General features: G+C 67.1%; 13 protein-coding genes. 1 reads left to right on the forward strand and 12 read right to left on the reverse strand.

All coding sequences use genetic code 11. The features are described 5' to 3' along the window. Nucleotides 1-85: 85 nt before the first annotated feature. The 9 genes from N7573_RS14760 to N7573_RS14800 form a co-directional block, all read right to left on the reverse strand. Complete coding sequence (locus N7573_RS14760; RefSeq protein WP_032130313.1) at nt 86-1,306, reverse strand: D-alanyl-D-alanine carboxypeptidase family protein; 1,221 nt, start codon at nt 1,304-1,306, stop codon at nt 86-88. A gap of 100 nt (nt 1,307-1,406) precedes the next feature. Beyond that, nucleotides 1,407-2,681 (reverse strand): septal ring lytic transglycosylase RlpA family protein, encoded by a 1,275-nt coding sequence (locus tag N7573_RS14765; RefSeq protein WP_279913270.1) that lies wholly within the window; start codon nt 2,679-2,681, stop codon nt 1,407-1,409. Continuing rightward, complete coding sequence (mltB, locus tag N7573_RS14770) at nt 2,678-3,823, reverse strand: lytic murein transglycosylase B (protein ID WP_049400491.1); 1,146 nt, start codon at nt 3,821-3,823, stop codon at nt 2,678-2,680. Before mltB ends, N7573_RS14765 begins: the two co-directional genes overlap by 4 nt. A gap of 1,153 nt (nt 3,824-4,976) precedes the next feature. Next, nucleotides 4,977-6,056 (reverse strand): rod shape-determining protein RodA, encoded by a 1,080-nt coding sequence (gene rodA, locus N7573_RS14775; RefSeq protein ID WP_279913878.1) that lies wholly within the window; start codon nt 6,054-6,056, stop codon nt 4,977-4,979. A gap of 192 nt (nt 6,057-6,248) precedes the next feature. Then, on the reverse strand, nt 6,249-7,361 hold the full coding sequence (gene rodA, locus N7573_RS14780) for a rod shape-determining protein RodA (RefSeq protein WP_032130317.1): 1,113 nt from the start codon (nt 7,359-7,361) through the stop codon (nt 6,249-6,251). After that, nucleotides 7,358-9,433 (reverse strand): penicillin-binding protein 2, encoded by a 2,076-nt coding sequence (gene mrdA / locus N7573_RS14785; protein WP_107433308.1) that lies wholly within the window; start codon nt 9,431-9,433, stop codon nt 7,358-7,360. Before mrdA ends, rodA (N7573_RS14780) begins: the two co-directional genes overlap by 4 nt. Before the next feature lie 3 nt (nt 9,434-9,436). Next, on the reverse strand, nt 9,437-9,922 hold the full coding sequence (gene mreD / locus N7573_RS14790) for a rod shape-determining protein MreD (RefSeq protein WP_049463232.1): 486 nt from the start codon (nt 9,920-9,922) through the stop codon (nt 9,437-9,439). Then, the gene (mreC, locus tag N7573_RS14795) at nt 9,919-10,947 is read right to left on the reverse strand and encodes a rod shape-determining protein MreC (RefSeq protein ID WP_279943206.1); all 1,029 of its coding nucleotides are present in this window, start codon (nt 10,945-10,947) and stop codon (nt 9,919-9,921) included. The genes mreD and mreC overlap by 4 nt, the downstream gene beginning before the upstream one ends. A gap of 121 nt (nt 10,948-11,068) precedes the next feature. Then, nucleotides 11,069-12,115, reverse strand: coding sequence for a rod shape-determining protein (locus tag N7573_RS14800; protein ID WP_005419402.1), 1,047 nt, complete (start codon nt 12,113-12,115; stop codon nt 11,069-11,071). Between the two features lie 283 nt (nt 12,116-12,398). Here N7573_RS14800 and N7573_RS14805 point away from each other — a divergent pair, with 283 nt between their 5' ends. Beyond that, on the forward strand, nt 12,399-13,337 hold the full coding sequence (locus N7573_RS14805; RefSeq protein WP_134951036.1) for a carbohydrate kinase family protein: 939 nt from the start codon (nt 12,399-12,401) through the stop codon (nt 13,335-13,337). A gap of 103 nt (nt 13,338-13,440) precedes the next feature. Here N7573_RS14805 and N7573_RS14810 read toward each other — a convergent pair whose 3' ends face one another. The 3 genes from N7573_RS14810 to N7573_RS14820 all read right to left on the reverse strand — a co-directional run bounded on the left by N7573_RS14810 (nt 13,441) and on the right by N7573_RS14820 (nt 16,847). After that, nucleotides 13,441-14,064 carry an HAD family hydrolase gene (locus N7573_RS14810; RefSeq protein WP_279913785.1) on the reverse strand — a complete coding sequence of 208 codons (624 nt, stop codon included), beginning with the start codon at nt 14,062-14,064 and terminating at the stop codon, nt 13,441-13,443. Then, a complete protein-coding gene (locus tag N7573_RS14815) occupies nt 14,064-14,795 on the reverse strand; it encodes a hypothetical protein (RefSeq protein WP_019337678.1) in 732 nt (243 codons plus the stop codon). Before N7573_RS14815 ends, N7573_RS14810 begins: the two co-directional genes overlap by 1 nt. 123 nt (nt 14,796-14,918) lie before the next feature. Continuing rightward, nucleotides 14,919-16,847: a M1 family metallopeptidase gene (locus tag N7573_RS14820; RefSeq protein ID WP_049463229.1), complete on the reverse strand. Its 1,929-nt coding sequence runs from the start codon at nt 16,845-16,847 to the stop codon at nt 14,919-14,921. Between the last annotated feature and the right edge of the window lie 105 nt (nt 16,848-16,952).

Raw genomic sequence — 16,952 nt, forward strand, 5'->3', positions numbered from 1 at the left:
CGGCAGGATTCATGCGCAAGCGGCATCCCGAAACAGAAAAGGCCGGCATTTGCCGGCCTTTTCCCTCACCACGCCGGGGCGTGGATCATTCCGATTCCCACCACATCCAGAAGCTGTCCCACAGGCGCTTGAAGAAGCCGGCCTGTTCAACGGCAGCCACCGCCACCAGCGGCGCTTCGGCCACCAGCTTGCCATCCAGCATCACCTTCACGGTGCCGATCTGCTGGCCGGCGGTGAACGGTGCTTCCAGGGTCTTGGGCACGTCGATGCTCGGCTTCAGGTCGTTGTAGCGGCCGCGCGGCACGCTCACCAGCATCGGCTGGGCCACGCCCAGCTGCACCTTGTCGGTGGTGCCCTTCCAGACCTTGTGCTCGGCCACGGCCTTGCCCGGCTCGTACAGGCGGTGGGTCTCGAAGAAGCGGAAACCCCAGTTCAGCAGGGCCAGGCTGTCATCGGCACGCTGCTTTTCCGACTGGCCGCCCAGCACCACGGCGATCAGGCGCTGGTCGCCGCGCTGGGCCGAGCTCATCAGGCAGTAACCGGCTTCGGAAGTGTGGCCGGTCTTGATGCCGTCCACGCTGCCATCGCGCCACAACAGCAGGTTGCGGTTCGGCTGCTTGATGTTGCCGACCTGGAATTCCTTGATCTTGTTGTACGCGTAGGTTTCCGGGTAATCGCGCACCATCGCGCGGCCCAGCAGCGCCAGGTCGTAGGCGGTGCTGTGGTGGCCCTGCGCAGTCAGGCCATGGGCGTTGACGAAGTGCGAATTCTTCATGCCGATCTTGGCGGCATAGCTGTTCATCAGCGACGCAAAGGCTTCCTCGCTGCCAGCCACATGCTCGGCCAGGGCGATCGCGGCGTCGTTGCCGGACTGGATCGCCATGCCCTTTTCCATGTCTTCCAGGCGCGCGGTCTGGTTGACCGGGAAGCCGCTGTAGCTGCCATCGGTACCCGCACCGCCTTCGCGCCAGGCGCGTTCGCTCATCATCACCTGGTCATCCGCACGGACCTTGCCGTTCTTGACCTCGGCAGCGATCACGTAGGACGTCATCACCTTGGTGATGCTGGCCGGAGCCAGCTGTTCGTTGATGTTTTCACCGGCCAGCACCTGGCCGGTGGCGTAATCCATCAGCACCCAGGCCTTGGACACGCTCGGCGCCGGCGCCGGCGGAGTGGCGACGGTGGCCGGGGCGGCAGCGGCGGCGGCAGGCGCCGGCGTGGCCGGAGTCGGCAGCGGCGTCTGGGCGGAAGCCAGGCCCACCACCAGGGTGGCGGCCAGGGCGGTGGCGGCGGAACGGAAATTCATTGGACAGCAGGCTCCAGGGGACGGCCAGGAATGGAGGGTGGAACGTAGCGGCCATTGTAAGGCCGGGGCAGCATGGGCCGGCAGCACCGGCCCGGGTGGATCAATCCTTGACGATCTGCGGCGAACCCAGCCCCAGACCGGCGATGCGGCCGACAAGTTCCGCGGCGCTGGCATGGTCGCTGGCGGGAACGCGCAGGCGGAACAGCGTACGGCCACCGGCGGCGATGTCACTGATGGTGGCACCGACGATGCCGGCGGCGTTGAGCTGGCCCATCGCGCGGTTGGCGTTGTCACGGTTGGAGAAGCTGGCAACCTGCACCATGACTGCGCCCATCACCTGCTGCGACAGGCTGGGGGTAGCGGCGGCGGTGCGGACCGGTGCCTGCGCAGCGGCGCGCGGCGTGGTGCTGGCAACGACCGCCGGAGCCGGCGCGTATGCGGTGCTGCGCACCGGCGGAGCACTCGGCGGCAGGCTGCTGACCGCCACATCCGGCACGGTGCTGGCCATGCCCTGGGTGGTGGCCGGCTGGCCACGCGCCGGCATGCCATCGGCCGGCAGCCCCTTGACCAGGCGATCGATGTCGCTGTCGGCGGCGGCACGCGCGGTCGGTGCCGGGCGCGCACTGGCTACAGCGCTGGCGGCGGCCGCTTCCGCAGCACGACGCTCGCGGCGCGACGGCTTCTGCGCCAGCAGGTTGCCCTCACCCGGCTGCAGCGCGCGCACTTCCACGTTGCCGGTGCCGCGCTGGGTGATGCCCAGGCGCACAGCGGCGGCATAGCTGAGATCGACCACGCGGCCATCATGGAACGGACCGCGATCGTTGACGCGCACGATCACCGACTCACCGTTGTCGAGGTTGGTCACGCGGGCGAAGCTGGGCAGCGGCAGCGTCTTGTGCGCAGCGGTGAACTGGTACATGTCGTAGACCTCACGGTTGGAGGTCAGGCGGCCGTGGAACTTGGCGCCGTAGTACGACGCGGTGCCGCGTTCGACATAGTTGCGGGTGTCGTCGAGCACTTTGTACGACTTGCCCAGCACCACGTACGGCGTCTTGTTGCCGATCGCCGAGCGTTCTTCCGCGGTCACTTCCGGCTCGGGGATGCAGGCCACGTTGGGAATGTAGTCCGGCGTGCTGTCACGCACGCCCGGCTTGTACAGGCCACCGGCGGTGTAGTTGCCGCGGGTGCTCAGGTCTTCCTTGGCCGCCGCGTAGGGCGATCCTTCCGGGCAGTGTGCCGGGCGCGAGCCGCGCCCCTGCACCAGGGTGCCGCCGGACTTGCCACCATGGCCGGCCGTGGCCGGCTTCTTCGGCGCGCTGCTGCAGGCAGCCAGCGCGAGGACGATCAAGCCTGGGACCAGCCATCTGATGTTCATGCCGGGGGCAGCTCCTGTCCGGCAATGGCCTGGGACAACTGGAACACGGCCATCGCGTACATCTTCGAGAGGTTGTAGCGGGTGATCGCGTAGTAGTTCTGGAAGCCCAGCCAGTACTGCTTGCCGGTGCTGCCTTCAAGCGTGATCGGCGTAGCGGTGGCGCCCGGCTGCACCGCTGCGCTGGGCTGGTAGCCACGCTTCGCCAGGTCGGCCAGCGACCAGGTCGGCATCCATTCGGTCGGATTGAATTCCTCGCGGCCCGGCGCCAACGTGGCCGGCACGGCCACCTGCCCGCCACGCACCCAGCCACCCTTCTTCACGAAGTAGTTGGCGATGGACGAGAACACGTCGTCGTAGCTGGTGAACAGGTCGCGACGGCCGTCGCCATTACCGTCCACCGCGTAATCGAGGTAGCTGGACGGCATGAACTGGCCCATGCCCATCGCGCCGGCATAGCTGCCCTTGAGCGTGGTGATGTCCAGGTTCTCTTCGCGGCCCAGCTCGAACAACTTGGCCAGCTCATCGCGGAAGAACAGCTCGCGGCGCACTTCGCGCTCCAGCTTGGCCGGGTCGCCGCTGCGCGGGTAGTAGAACGCCAGCGTGTACAGCGCATCGAGCACGCGATGGCTGCCGGCATTCTTGCCGTAGCTGGTTTCCACGCCGATGATCGCCACGATCACTTCGGCCGGCACACCGGTGCGCTGCTGCACGCGATCCAGTTCGGCGCGATGCTGGGCCAGGAACGCGCGGCCGCCATCGATGCGCGCCTTGCTGATGAACATCGGCCGGTACTCGTTCCACGGCTTGACCCGTTCGGCCGGGCGCGACATCGCGGCGATGATCGGCTGGCGCACCTGCGCCTGGTCGAGCACGCTGCTGATCTGCTCCGGCTTCAGGCCATAGCGCTTGGCGGTATCGGCAATGAAGCGGGCCCGTGCGACCTCGAACGGCACCGGGGTGAGATCGACCGGCGGCGCGGTGGCGGCAGCGGCTTCGGGCGCGGCCTCGGCCGGGCCATGGGCCTTGGCGGCGGGCTGGCGCGGCGTACTGCTGGCCTGGGGCGAAGACGGTGGGGACTTCGGCTGGGTCGCGCAGGCGACCAGGCCGAGGGTGAGCATGCAGGCCAGAGTGCGTCGAATCATCGTCGCAGGTTAGCAGGTCATGGATGAATTAAAACCCCTAACACCATGAATCACAACGATTTGCCTGCGAGTAGCGGGAAATGTGAAGACGTCGTGATCACACTTCCCCATTCAGATAGAGGTTGCCGGTTGCGTCCCCATCCCCGCAGACGCAACCGGCGACCGGATCCGGTCGGTACCCGCGCGGCTGCCGCTCCCCAGTGGCAGTGCTCCGCGCTCCCTGTACCCGTTGGATCAGTACTGCTTCCCGCCCGACGCCCCCTCGCGCTGCAACGATTGACGGCGCGCCGTGCCGAACGGGCCGCCATTGTGCAGGCCGATTACGACAAGTCCATTGATCAGGATCAACGCGCTGTAAAAGTGTGAACCAGCTAACGCTTTTTCCGGACTTTGGTCAGTGGGCGTGCTGCCGTGCATCGTTGTGAGAACGCTTCCACAACGGGCGTTGCGCAGAGTCAGGAAGTTTCCAGCCAACGGCGCAGCCCCTCGTGGGTGGGGTGTGTTGCGGAAAGCAGAAGCCGCCGCTGGGCCGGTCGGGTTGGGTACGCGGGGGACGCCGTGAATCCGTCCCTGAAGTGACCCCCTGGAGGCTTGGCAGCCGCTTGCTCTTGCGCGCAGTCCTGCACGCGCGGCAAGGCCAGGGTTTGGGCGTCCTGCCCAACCCGCCCGAGGCATGCCTCGGGCCCATGCGGCTGACACCCCCGCATACCCAACCCGACCGCCCTCTGACAGATTTCGGTGGTCTGCCACCCACGGAGAAGAAAGAGAAGATCACAAGCGGGTCGCGCGCTGCGCTTGCTCGAGAGCCGAGCATGGCTATGCCGGTCGTCCTGACCGGCACCCTTCGGGCCGTCGCCGTGGGCGACGTTGGCAGCGGCTCCTGCCGCTGCCTTCGGCTCTACACAAAGCAAGGAAGCGACCCGCCAGGCCGCTTTTGCTTTTGATCTTCTTTTTCTTCTCCGTGGGTGGACGCGCACGGAACCTGTCCGTGGCCGGGTAGATGGGCTGCGCAGGGGCGTGAGCCGCATGGATGCGGCGACCGAGCTTACATGGACGTACTTGCAGCGTCCCCTGCGCAGCCCATCTACCCGGCCCCACCCATGAACTGCTTTGCGCGACCACCCACGAGGGGCTGCGCCGTTGGCTGGAAACCCTATCCCCCGTGCACGGGGCGGTGCCCACGTACCGCCATCACCAGGCCGATGCCGGCCAGCAACGAGACCGCCGATGTCCCGCCATAACTGATCAACGGCATCGGAATGCCCACCACCGGCAGCAGGCCGGAAATCATTCCACCGTTCACCAATACGTAGACGAAGAACGCCAGCCCCAGGCTGCCGGCCAGCAACCGCGCATGGGTGTCGCGCGCGTGCACTGCGATCCACAGGCAACGCCCGACCACGAACAGGTACAGCGCGAACAGCGTCGCCACACCGATCCAGCCGAATTCCTCGGCCAGCACCGAAAACGCGAAGTCGGTGGTGTACTCGGGCAGGAAATCCAGTGTGGCCTGGGTGCCCTGCCCCCAGCCACGTCCCTGCCAGCCACCGGAACCGATCGCGATGCGCGACTGCAGGATGTTCCAGCCGGTGCCGAGCGGGTCTGCTGCCGGGTCTAGGAAGGTCAGTACGCGATCCTTCTGGTACTGCCGCAACACGCCGAGCCAGGCCAGTGGCGCGGCCACCGCCAGCCCCACCGCGCCGGTGGCCACCCAGCCCCAGTGCAGGCCCGCCAGCAACAACGCGAACACGCCGCTGGCGGTGACCAGCGTGGCGGTACCGAGGTTGGGCTGCATCAGGATCAGCACGGCGGGAACGCCGATCAGCACTGCGGCCGTCAGTACCGTGCGTGGTGACGGTGGCAGCGGTTGCCGGTGCAGGTACCAGGCCATCATCAACGGCAGGCTGAGCTTGAGCAGCTCGGAGGGCTGCAGGTAGAAGACGCCGAGGTTGAGCCAGCGCTGCCCGTACTTGCCGGTGCCGATCACATACACCGCCATCAGCGGCAGCATCGACAGCGCGTACAGCGCCGGTGTCCACGCGCGCAGGCGCAGCAGCGAAACACGCGACAGCAGCCACATCGCCAGCAGGCCACCGGCGAAGCGCGTCGCCTGCCCGGTGACCGGACCGGACACGCTGTGCAGCACCGCCAGCCCCGCGCCCATCAGGATCAACAACGCGACCAGCAACGGCAGGTCGATCGTGCGCACCGCCTCACGGCAGCCGCCAAGCATTCGTTTCCAGTCCACGCTGGCCACGGTAACAACGCGCGCTTGCGTGAAGCTGTCAGGGTGCTTCTGCGTCTGTAGAGTCGAGCCGTGCTCGACTGCCTTTCATGCAGCAGAAGCAGTCGAGCACGGCTCGACTCTACAGAACAGCGAGAAGCAATCGAGCATATGGAAGCGCGATGAAAGGCGCGGCCGTTGTTACCCGTAGCCGCCGTGCACTGGATTGTGGCTACGCACGGCCATCACCAACCCGAAGCCGGCCAGCAGCGAGACCGCCGAGGTACCGCCATAGCTGATCAGCGGCATCGGCACGCCCACCACCGGCAGCAGGCCGGAGATCATCCCGCCGTTCACCAGCACGTAGACGAAGAACGCCAGGCCGGTGGCGCCGGCCAGCAGGCGCGAATAGGAATCGCGCGACTGGCTGGCGATCCACAGGCAGCGCCCGATCACCACCAGGTACAGCGCCAGCACGGTGGCCACGCCGATCCAGCCGAACTCCTCGCTCAGCACCGAGAACGCGAAGTCGGTGGTCTGCTCGGGAATGAAGTTCAGATGCGACTGCGAGCCCTCGCCCCAGCCCTTGCCATCGAAGCCGCCGGAACCGATCGCGATCTTCGACTGGATGATGTTCCAGCCGGCTCCCAGTGCATCCATCTCCGGGTCCAGGAACATCATGATGCGGTCCTTCTGGTACGGCCGCAGCAGCCAGAACCAGGCCACCGGCGCGACCGCAGCCACGCCACCCACGCCCAGCCCGACCCACCACCACGGCAGGCCTGCCAACAGCAGCACGAACACGCCGCTGGCGGCGATCAGCACACCGGTACCGAAGTCCGGCTGCAGCATCACCAGGCCGGTCGGTACGCCGATGATGACCAGGGACACGAGTACGGTATTGAAGCGCGGTGGCAACGGCATCTTGTGCAGATACCAGGCCACCATCATCGGCAGGCTGACCTTCAGCAGTTCGGCCGGCTGCAGGTAGAAGAACTTCAGGTCCAGCCACTGCCGCCCGTACTTGCCGGTGCCCAGCACGAACACCGCCAGCAACGGGATCATCGAGATCGCGTAGATCATCGGTGTTGCCGAGCGAATGCGCAGGATCGGTACCCGTGAGATGCCCCACAGCGCGGCCATGCCCACTGCAAAGCGCGCGCCCTGGGCCATCACCAGGCCGTCGCCACCGGCACTCTTCAAGGTGGCCAGGCCGATCACCATCAGCGCGCCCAGGGCCAGGCACAGTACCCAGTCCAGCGTGCTGAAAAAGCGGCGCAGCATGTCGCCGGCCCAACGCAGGAACACTCTCATCGTGCGGGCTCCGCGGTGGTCGGGCGTGGCGTGGCCGGCAGCGCGGCGGCGGCCGGCGTTCCCGGCGGCGGTGCGGGTGCCGGTTCCGGCGCAGGCACGCCAATCAGCACGGGGTGTTCCCCCAGTTGTGCCGCAGCAAGGTCACCGGCCTGGCGCGCGCCCACATCTTCGTTGTCGAATGCGGTTGCACCGATGGCGGTGGTGCCGCGCTCGCTGTCCAGCGGCTGCATGCCTTCGGGCATCTTGCCCAGCAGGTAGGCGTCGAACACCTTGCGTGCGATCGGCGCGGCCGCCGCGCCGCCGTAACCACCGCCCTCCACTGCGATCGCCAGCGCGATCACCGGCTGGTCGACCGGCGCGAAACCGACGAACAGCGCGCGGTGGCGCAGGTGCATCGGCAGGCTCTTCGGGTTCACTGCAGCGGTGCCCTTGCGACTGACGACCTGCGCGGTACCGGTCTTGCCTGCCATCGTGTAAGGCGCGCCGGCCGCCATTCGCGCAGCGCTGCCGCCAGGCAGCATGGTGGCCATCATGCCTTCGCGCACCGCCTGCAGGTTGTTCGGGTTCGGGCTGACCGGTTTGCTCTCGCCCGGGTCGGTCGCCATCCAGTCATGGTCGAACCCCGCACGCTGCTGGATCACCAGATGGGGCGTGCGCAGCTGCCCGTTGGCCAGCCCACTGACGCCCCGCGCCAGCTGCAGCGGAGTGACCTTCCAGTCACCCTGGCCGATGCTGATGTTGACTGTGTCACCCGGATACCAGGCTTCCTTGCGGCTCTTCCGCTTGTAGGCCGGCGACGGCAGGATGCCGCCGATCTCGCCGGTCAGGTCGATGCCGGTCGGCTGGCCGAAGCCGTAGTACTCCATGTAATGGTCGAAGCGCTCGATGCCCAGATCCAGCGCCAGCTTGTAGTAATACGTGTTGACCGATTGCGCGATCGACTTGCGCAGGTCGGTCCAGCCGTGGCCGCCGCGGTGCGAGTCACCCCAGCCACGCGAGGTGCCGGGCAGGTAGAACATGCCGGTGGACAGCACCTTGTCTTCCGGGCGGCGCACGCCCGAATCGAGGCCAGCCAGGCCGATCAGCGGCTTCAGCGTGGAACCGGGGGCGACGCCACCGAGCACCAGGCGATTGAACTGCGGCCGCGACGGGTTGTCGTTCAGCGCCTTGAAGTCGGCATGGGAAATACCGTTGACGAACAGGTTGGGGTCGTAGGACGGCAGGCTGACCATCGCCAGCACTTCGCCGGTGCGCGGGTCCATCGCCACCGCCGAGCCTTCCTGGTCGCCGAAGGCGGCCACCATGGCGCGCTGCAGGTCGGCGTCGATCGACAGCCGCAGGTCGGCGCCGGACTGCGCGGCGACGCGGCCGATGGTGCGGATCGCACGGCCCTGCACGTTGGTCTCGACCTGCTCGTAGCCGACCTTGCCGCGCAGCTGCTGCTCGTAATAACGCTCCAGGCCGGACTTGCCGATGTGGGTCAGCGCGGCATTGCCCTCGCCGAGGATTTCCAGGTCCTTGTCATCGACGCGGCCGACGTAACCGATGATGTGCGCGAACAGATCGCCATAGGGATAGCGACGGGTCAGGTAGGGTTCCAGCTCGACGCCGGGGAAGCGCCAGCGGTCGACGGCAAAGCGCGCCATCTCCTCGTCGCTCATGCGCAGCTTCAGCGTGACCGGCAGGAACTTGCGGCGCGCCTTGCGCGACTTGTTGAACGCTTCCAGTTCTTCCGGGCTGATGCTGATGATCTTCGCCAGCCCTTCCAGGGTGGCGTCCATGTCCTTGACCTTGTCCGGGGTCACGTCCAGGCGGAAGGCCGGCACGTTCTCGGCCAACAGGCGGCCGTTGCGGTCGTAGATCATGCCGCGCCCGGGCACCACCGGCCGCGGCTTGATGCGGTTGGCTTCCGAGCGCGTGGCGTAGACGTCGTGGTCCAGCACCTGCAGCTTGAAGTACCAGCCGCCCAGGCCCAGCAGGCAGACCAGCACACCCAGGAAGCCCAGCGCCGCGCGGCGGCGGAACTGTTCGGCTTCGGCGTGCGGATTCTTGACCTGGCGGCGCGGGATCATGGCTCAGCGCCCGCGCTTGCCGAAGCGCACCGCGTCCAGCAGCACGAATACCAGCGGCCACAGGCCCATGCCCAGCAGCGGTGCCCACCAGTACGACCACGGCAGGGTCGGCTCATCCACCACGATGTGGACCAGCGCGCTGACGATGCGGTCGTTGAACAGCAGGCCGCCGATGGCCAGCATCTGCTGGGACATCGGGAAGAAGCGGATGCGGGCGCGGAAGCGCTGCAGGATGAAGGCCAGCATCACCAGCCGCAGCGCCTGTTCGCCGAGTACACCGCCGTACAGCAGATCGGCGATCACGCCACTGGCGAAAGCGACGCCCAGGCCGACACGCTCAGGCGCTTCAATCACCCAATAGGCCAGCACCAGCGCCAGCCAGTATGGGCGCAGCGGCTGCAGCAGCGCCGGCAACGGCAGCAGGCCCAGCAGCAGCGCCACCACCAGGCTGGCCGGCAGCACCCACGGGTTGTCGCGCAGGCGGCTCATCGCTGGGCCTCCGGCGTGGTCGGTTGCCGGCCAGCGGCCGGCACTACCGTCGCCGACCCAGCATCGGGTGGAGAGCCCCCCTCTTGTAGAGGGGGGCGCGCTGAAGGCGCGGGGGTAAGGGAGGATGCGCGGGCCGGTTGCGCCGAAGGTGCAGTCGGCGGCAATTCGCTGGCCGCAGGCAAGCGAATTGCCGCGCCCGGGCGCAGCAGCAGCACGTCGCGGCCGCGGTCCAGCTGCGCCGCCGGCTTCAGTTCGCCGACCAGGAAGGCGTGCGTGTCGTCCGGGCGCAGGCCGGTGATGGTGCCGACCGGGAACCCGGCCGGGAAGCGGCCACCGAGGCCGGAGGTGACGATCTCATCGCCCACCTCCACGCCGGCGCTGAGCGGGATGTCGCGCAGTTCCAGCTTGTCGCCGCGGCCGTAGACGATCAGGCGAACGCCGTTGCGGGCCACCGTCACCGGCACGGCATGGTCGGGGTCGGTCAGCAGCAGCACGGTGGAGGTACCGCCAGTGACGCTGATCACCTGGCCCATCAGACCGCCGGCATCGATCACCGCCTGGCCGACGTGCACGCCTTCGCGGCTGCCGGCGTCGAGCACCAGACGCTGCTTCACCGGATCCAGGTCGATGTCCAGGATCGGCGCCAGCTGCACGTCCAGGCCACTGCGCTCGGCCACGTTCAGCAGTTCGCGCAGCTGGGCGTTATCCAGCGCGGCGGTCTGCAGGCGGGTCAGGCGGGCGTTGGCCAGCAGCAGCTGGTTGCGCAGTTCACGGTTCTCGTTGACCAGCTGGCCGTGGCTGGCCGCCGAGTCCTTGACCTGGTTGCCGAGCTTGCCCGGCAGTCCCGCCAGTGCCCATACCGGCTGCACCAGGCTGTTGGCCTGCCCGCGCAGCTGCGCAAGCCAGCCGGCCTGGTCGTCAAGCACGATCAGGGTGATGGCCAGTGCGAGATAAGCCAGCAGACGCAGCGGGCTGGCGGCATCACCGGATCGGGAAGCAACGGGAGGTCCGGCGTAGGGCGGCACGGCAACGATTCAACTGGCAGAAGGCGGAAGGGAAACACGCGGACGCCCCGCCGGTGCCGGCCTACCCTCATGGTGGGCCGCACCCCGGAGGGGCGCTGCGGGCGCAGGCAGCCGGGACGGCTTATTCCGGCGCAAAGAACTCGTTGCCGTGCATGTCGACCAGCTCCAGCGCACGGCCACCGCCGCGGGCCACGCAGGTCAGCGGATCGTCCGCCACCTGCACGTGCAGGCCGGTTTCCTCGGAAATCAGGCGGTCCAGGTCACGCAGCAGGGCGCCACCACCGGTCAGCACGATGCCGCGCTCGGCGACGTCGGCGCACAGTTCCGGCGGGGTCTGCTCCAGCGCCAGCTTGACCGCGCTGACGATGCCCGACAGCGGCTCGTGCAGGGCCTCGAGCACCTCGTTGGAGCTGATCTTGATCATCTTCGGCACGCCCTCGGCGAGGTTGCGGCCGGAGATTTCCATCTCGATCACTTCCGCCTGCGGGTAGGCGCAGCCCAGCTCGACCTTGATGCGCTCGGCGGTGGCTTCGCCGATCAGCATGCCGTGGTTGCGGCGCACGTAGTTGGTGATCGACTCGTCGAAGCGGTCGCCGCCGATGCGGACCGAGGCCGAATAGACGATGCCGTTGAGCGAGATCACCGCCACCTCGGTGGTGCCGCCGCCGATATCGATGACCATCGAGCCACGGGCTTCGGTAACCGGCATGCCGGCGCCGATCGCGGCGGCCATCGGCTCTTCGATAAGGAACACATCACGGGCACCGGCTTCCTCGGCCGATTCCTTGATCGCGCGGCGCTCGACCTGGGTCGAGCCGGCCGGCACGCAGACCAGCACGCGCGGGCTCGGGCGCAGCACGCGCGACTTGTGCACCTTCTTGATGAAGTGCTTGAGCATCGCCTCGGTGTAGGTGAAGTCGGCGATGACGCCGTCCTTCATCGGGCGGATGGTGGTGATGTGGCCCGGGGTACGGCCAAGCATCTGCTTGGCTTCGGCGCCTACGGCTGCCACCGAGCGGGTACCACCAATGGCACGGTCCTGGCGCACGGCCACGACCGACGGCTCGTTCAGCACGATCCCCTGCCCGCGCACGTAGATGAGGGTGTTGGCCGTGCCCAGGTCGATGGACAGGTCGTTGGAGAACATGCCACGGAGTTTCTTGAACATCTGAGGAAGGAGTCCTGAGGGGTGTCGTGCCCGCCGCGGGATGGCGAAAAAATGGGCAGAAATCGAGGCCGACAAGCCTAGCAACCCGCCTGCCGCCGAGCAAGGAAAAAACTAGCTGAACCCGCGTCTTCACAGGCTTTCGGCCTGATCGGGTCTCACCCGGTTCTGGCCCTGAGCGGCACCAGCGGGTAACCTTTGCGCCGTCGGGCGCCCAAGGGCGCCGTTTGCTTGCCCGCCGAACCGGGCCGGCCCACCCCAAAATTCACCGCATAGGCTTACATCGATGTCCGCTCTGATCTGTGGTTCTCTTGCCTTCGACACCATCATGGTGTTCCCGGACCAGTTCAAGAATCACATCCTGCCGGACAAGGTGCACATCCTGAACGTGTCCTTCCTGGTGCCGCGCATGCGCCGCGAGTTCGGCGGCTGCGCCGGCAACATCGCCTACAACCTGCACCTGCTGGGCGGCCAGCCGATCCCGATGGGCACCGTCGGTTCGGACTTCGGCCCGTACCGCGAGTATTTCGAAGGCCTGGGCATCGACCTGACGCGCGTGCGCGTGATCGATGAGCTGTTCACCCCGCAGGCGTTCATCACCACCGACCACGACAACAACCAGATCACCGCCTTCCATCCAGGCGCGATGATGCGTTCCTACGAGAACCACGTGCGTGGCGTGCCCGGCGTGACCCTGGGCCTGGTCGGCCCGGACGGTCGAGAAGGCATGATCCAGAACGCGCAGGAATTCCACGAAGACGGCATCCCGTTCATCTTCGACCCGGGCCAGGCCATGCCGCTGTTCAACGGACCGGAGCTGCGCGCCTTCATCGACCAGGCCGACTACGTGGTGGTCAACGACTACGAGTCGAACCTGCTGCAGGAACGCACCGGTTGGGACGAGAAGGAGATCGTCAGCCGGGTCAAGGCCTACATCACCACCCGTGGCCCGAAGGGCGCGGTCATCCACACCCCGGAAAAGAGCTACGACATCCCGCCGGCGCACGAACGCCGCGTGGTCGACCCGACCGGCTGTGGCGACGCGTTCCGCGCCGGCCTGATCTACGGCATCCAGAAGGGCTACGACTGGCTGACCATCGGCCGCATGGGCAACCTGATGGGCGCGCTGAAGGTGGAGCACCCGGGCACCCAGAACCAGCGCTTCACCTTTGACGAGTTCAACGAGCAGTTCAAGCAGCAGTTCGGTTACGCGCTGGGCGCGTAAACCGAACTGCCCGCGCATCTGTTCGGTAGGTGTCGACCTTGGTCGACACGCTGTGCCTTGGTAGGTGTCTACCTTGGTCGACACTGCCGGCCAGCGGCCGGCACTACCCCTTCTGCTGCCAGGCCGCCAACAGTGCACGGCAATCGGCGAAATGCCAGTCGGCACTGCCCGGCCACGGGTTCTCCGGCAGATTGACCAGCACGGTGTGGGTGCCCGCGGCGCGGCCGCACTCCAGGTCATAGGCGTGGTCTCCGACCATCACCGCCTCCGCAGCCCCGATTCCCCAGCGTCGAAGATGCTGCTGCAGGCCATCCGGCGACGGCTTGGGCACCGCTTCATCGCGGCCGATGATGTCGGCATCGTCGAACAGTTCCCCGACCCCGATCGCGTCCAGGGTCAGCTTCGCCAGCGCATGATCGTTGCGGGTCAGGATGCCCAGCCGGCAGCCGGCCGCCGCCAGCGCGCGCAGCAGCTTCACCGCGCCCGGTGCCGGCAGCGCGTCCTCGGCCAGCGTGCGCTCGTGATCCAGCAGCCACTCACGCTTGGCCTGCGCCGGTGCATCCGGCAGCGCTGCGATATGGTCGAGGATGTCTTCCTCCGCGGCGATCAGCAGCGCGCGGCGGATCGCGGCGAAATCATGCACAGCGACGGTCAGCGTGCCGTCCATGTCGAACACCCAGTGCCGGATCGCGGACAACGCGTGCACTGCGCTGCCCGCCGCAACCATCACTGCCACCACTGCGGCATGCGGCTGGCGTCGACACCACCGGTTTCGAACACGGCGGTACGCGTGCCGCCGGCCTTGACCGGGAACTCGATGCTGATCGACTTGCCCTTGCGCGCCAGCTTCCACAACGCCTTCTGGTCGGTGATGAACAGCGCGATGGCTTCATCGGTCTTCGGGCGCCAGGCCGCCATGGAAATCGGCTTGCCGTCGTCCACGGTCACCTTCACCGTGCACTGCGGGCAACGGAAATCGCCGGCCTGCAGCACCAGGTAGGCATGCCGCTTCCACTCCGGGTGATCGCGGAACACCAGCTGCACCGGCTTGGCACCGCTGCCATCCACATCCACCCGTTCCTTGCTGTAGATCTGCGCCGAAACCTGGTTGCCCTTGTTGCCCACCGGGATCTGGTTGTACTGCCACAGCGCCTGCATGCGGCGCAGGTCCCGCGCAGCATCGCCCTTGGCCTTGACCTCGTCGAAGCCGGCGGCGATGCGCTCGGCGGCGGCGGTGTCCTTGTACTGGTCCAGCAGCGAGGCGCCATGCAGGCGCGCACGCTCCCAGTCCTGTGCGGCCACGGCCATGTCGTACTGCTTGGCCACGTCTTCGGCCTTGGCTTCCTTCTGTGCCTGCACGGCGGCAGCGGCGGCTTCCTGCGCCTTGCGCTCTTCCTCGGGGTTGCTGCAGGCAGCCAGGGCCAGGGTGCAGGCGGTGAGCAGGATCAGTCGTTTCATGGCGGAGGTCCTTCGTGTTTTCGCATATCTGTAGAGTCGAGCTTGCTCGACTGCTGTTGAAGAGCCAGTCGAGCAAGCTCGACTCTACAAAAAAAAGCGCCGGGGGATGCCCGGCGCGTTTTCTTACTTGGCTTCGGCCTTGGCCAGCATGTCCTGGACCGAGGCGGTGGTGATCGGGTGGTAGCCCGGCTTGGCCTTTTCGAAGGCCTGCTTGGCCAGCTCCAGCCCCTTCGGCGTCTTCACCAGTTCGGCGTAGATCGGCAGGATCAGCTTGCGACGGCCGACGCGCTCGATAAAGGCGGCCGCGCCTTCATTGGCCTGCTCGTAGCCGCTGCGGATTGCCAGCGGATACCAGCGCATGGCGATCTCGCCATTCGGGGTGCCGGTGAAGTGGAAGGCCTTGTCCAGCGTGGCCAGCTTGTCCAACGGCTGGGTCGCGCCCAGGCCGTCGATGAAGCGCACCCATTCCTGCGTGCTCCAGTCGGCGATGACCTGGCTGCTCGGCACGGTGCCGGCGCTGGCAAACGCGATGCGCGCGGTATCGACGCTGCTGAAGTTGCGCGACTGCGCCTTGGCCGCGAACGCCGGGATGCCCGGCTCGTCCAGCCATGCCTTCAGTTCGGCCTCGGTCACTGCCGACGGATTCTTCGGCAGCAGGTTCTTCTTCAGGTACTCGACGAACTGGTCGGTGTTCGCGCTCTGGAAGGCGTGGTCATCGAACCAGCCACGCAGGAACGGATCGAAGGTCTCGCGGCCGAAGCGCTGCTCCAGGAATTCCAGGAACCACGAACCCTTGACGTAGGCGACCTGGCTGAGGGCTTCGTCGGGGTCACGCTCGTTCAGCGGCGGCAGCGCCAGCGCCTGGTCGGCCGGGCTCATGTCCTTCACTTCGGCCAGCAGGTCGGTCTGGTCGATCTGCTTCTCCATCTCGGCCATTTCCTTGCCGTACAGAGCTTCGGTGATGCGGCCCTGGACGTAGGTGGTGAAGCCTTCATTGAGCCAGATGTCCTTCCAGCTGGCGTTGGTCACCAGGTTGCCCGACCAGCTGTGCGCCAGTTCGTGGGCGACCAGCGAGACCAGCGACTTGTCACCGACGATCACGGTCGGGGTGGCGAAGGTCAGGCGCGGGTTCTCCATGCCACCGAACGGGAACGACGGCGGCAGCACCAGCATGTCGTAGCGGCCCCAGCGGTATTCGCCGTACAGCTTCTCGGCGGCACCGATCATCTTCTCGGTGTCTTCGAATTCCTTGGCGGCCTTGTTGACCATGGTCGGCTCGGCCCAGACGCCGGAGCGGCCGGAGATCGGCTCGAACACCAGGTCACCGGCAGCGATGGCCAGCAGGTAGGACGGAATCGGCTGCGGCATCTTGAAGGTGTAGTCACCGTCACGCGCGGCCTTCGGATCGTTGTCGGCGCTCATCAGCACCATCACGTCCGGGCGCGAGACCACGTGCGCGCTGTAGGTGAAACGCACGCTCGGGGTGTCCTGCAGCGGCACCCACGAACGGGCGTGGATGGCCTGCGACTGGCTGAACATGAAGGGCAGCTTCTTGCCCTCGGTCATCGACGGTGCCAGCCACTGCAGGCCCGAGGCGGTCGGCGCGGTGTGGTAGGTCACTTCCACCTTGGCCGGCTGTTCCGGGGCTTCGATGGTCAGCTTGCTGCCGAACACCTTGTCAGCGGCGGCCAGCTCGAACTTCAACGGGCTGCGCGCGCCATCGGCGGCGACGGCCTCGACCTTGGACACGGTCAGCTCGCGGGTGTCGAGCACCAGCTGCTTGGCGTCCTTCTGCTTCCATTCCAGGGTGTAGGTGGCGGTGCCGCCGATCTGCTTCTGGTCGAAGTCCAGCTTCAGATCCAGCGCGATGTCCTTGATGACGACCTTGTCCGGCTCGGCGTACGAGCTTTCGTCGTGGCTGCGGTTCTCGGCGTTCACGGGGGCGGCGGGGGCCTTGGCGGCAGTCGGGGCGGCGGCGGGCGCGGCCGCCTCCTGGGAGCAGCCGGCGGCCAGGGCCACGGCCAGCGGAAGGAGCATCAGCGGATTACGCATGAATCGGGACCGTTACGGGGATCAGACCCCCAATGGTAACTCCCTCCGGCTCCGCAGGCGTTGCGCGGTGCGGGGTAATGGCGGCCGGGGCCGATCCTGCGCCTC

Source organism: Stenotrophomonas sp. GD04054, from assembly GCF_029836955.1.
In the GTDB taxonomy this organism is placed as follows: domain Bacteria; phylum Pseudomonadota; class Gammaproteobacteria; order Xanthomonadales; family Xanthomonadaceae; genus Stenotrophomonas; species Stenotrophomonas maltophilia_A.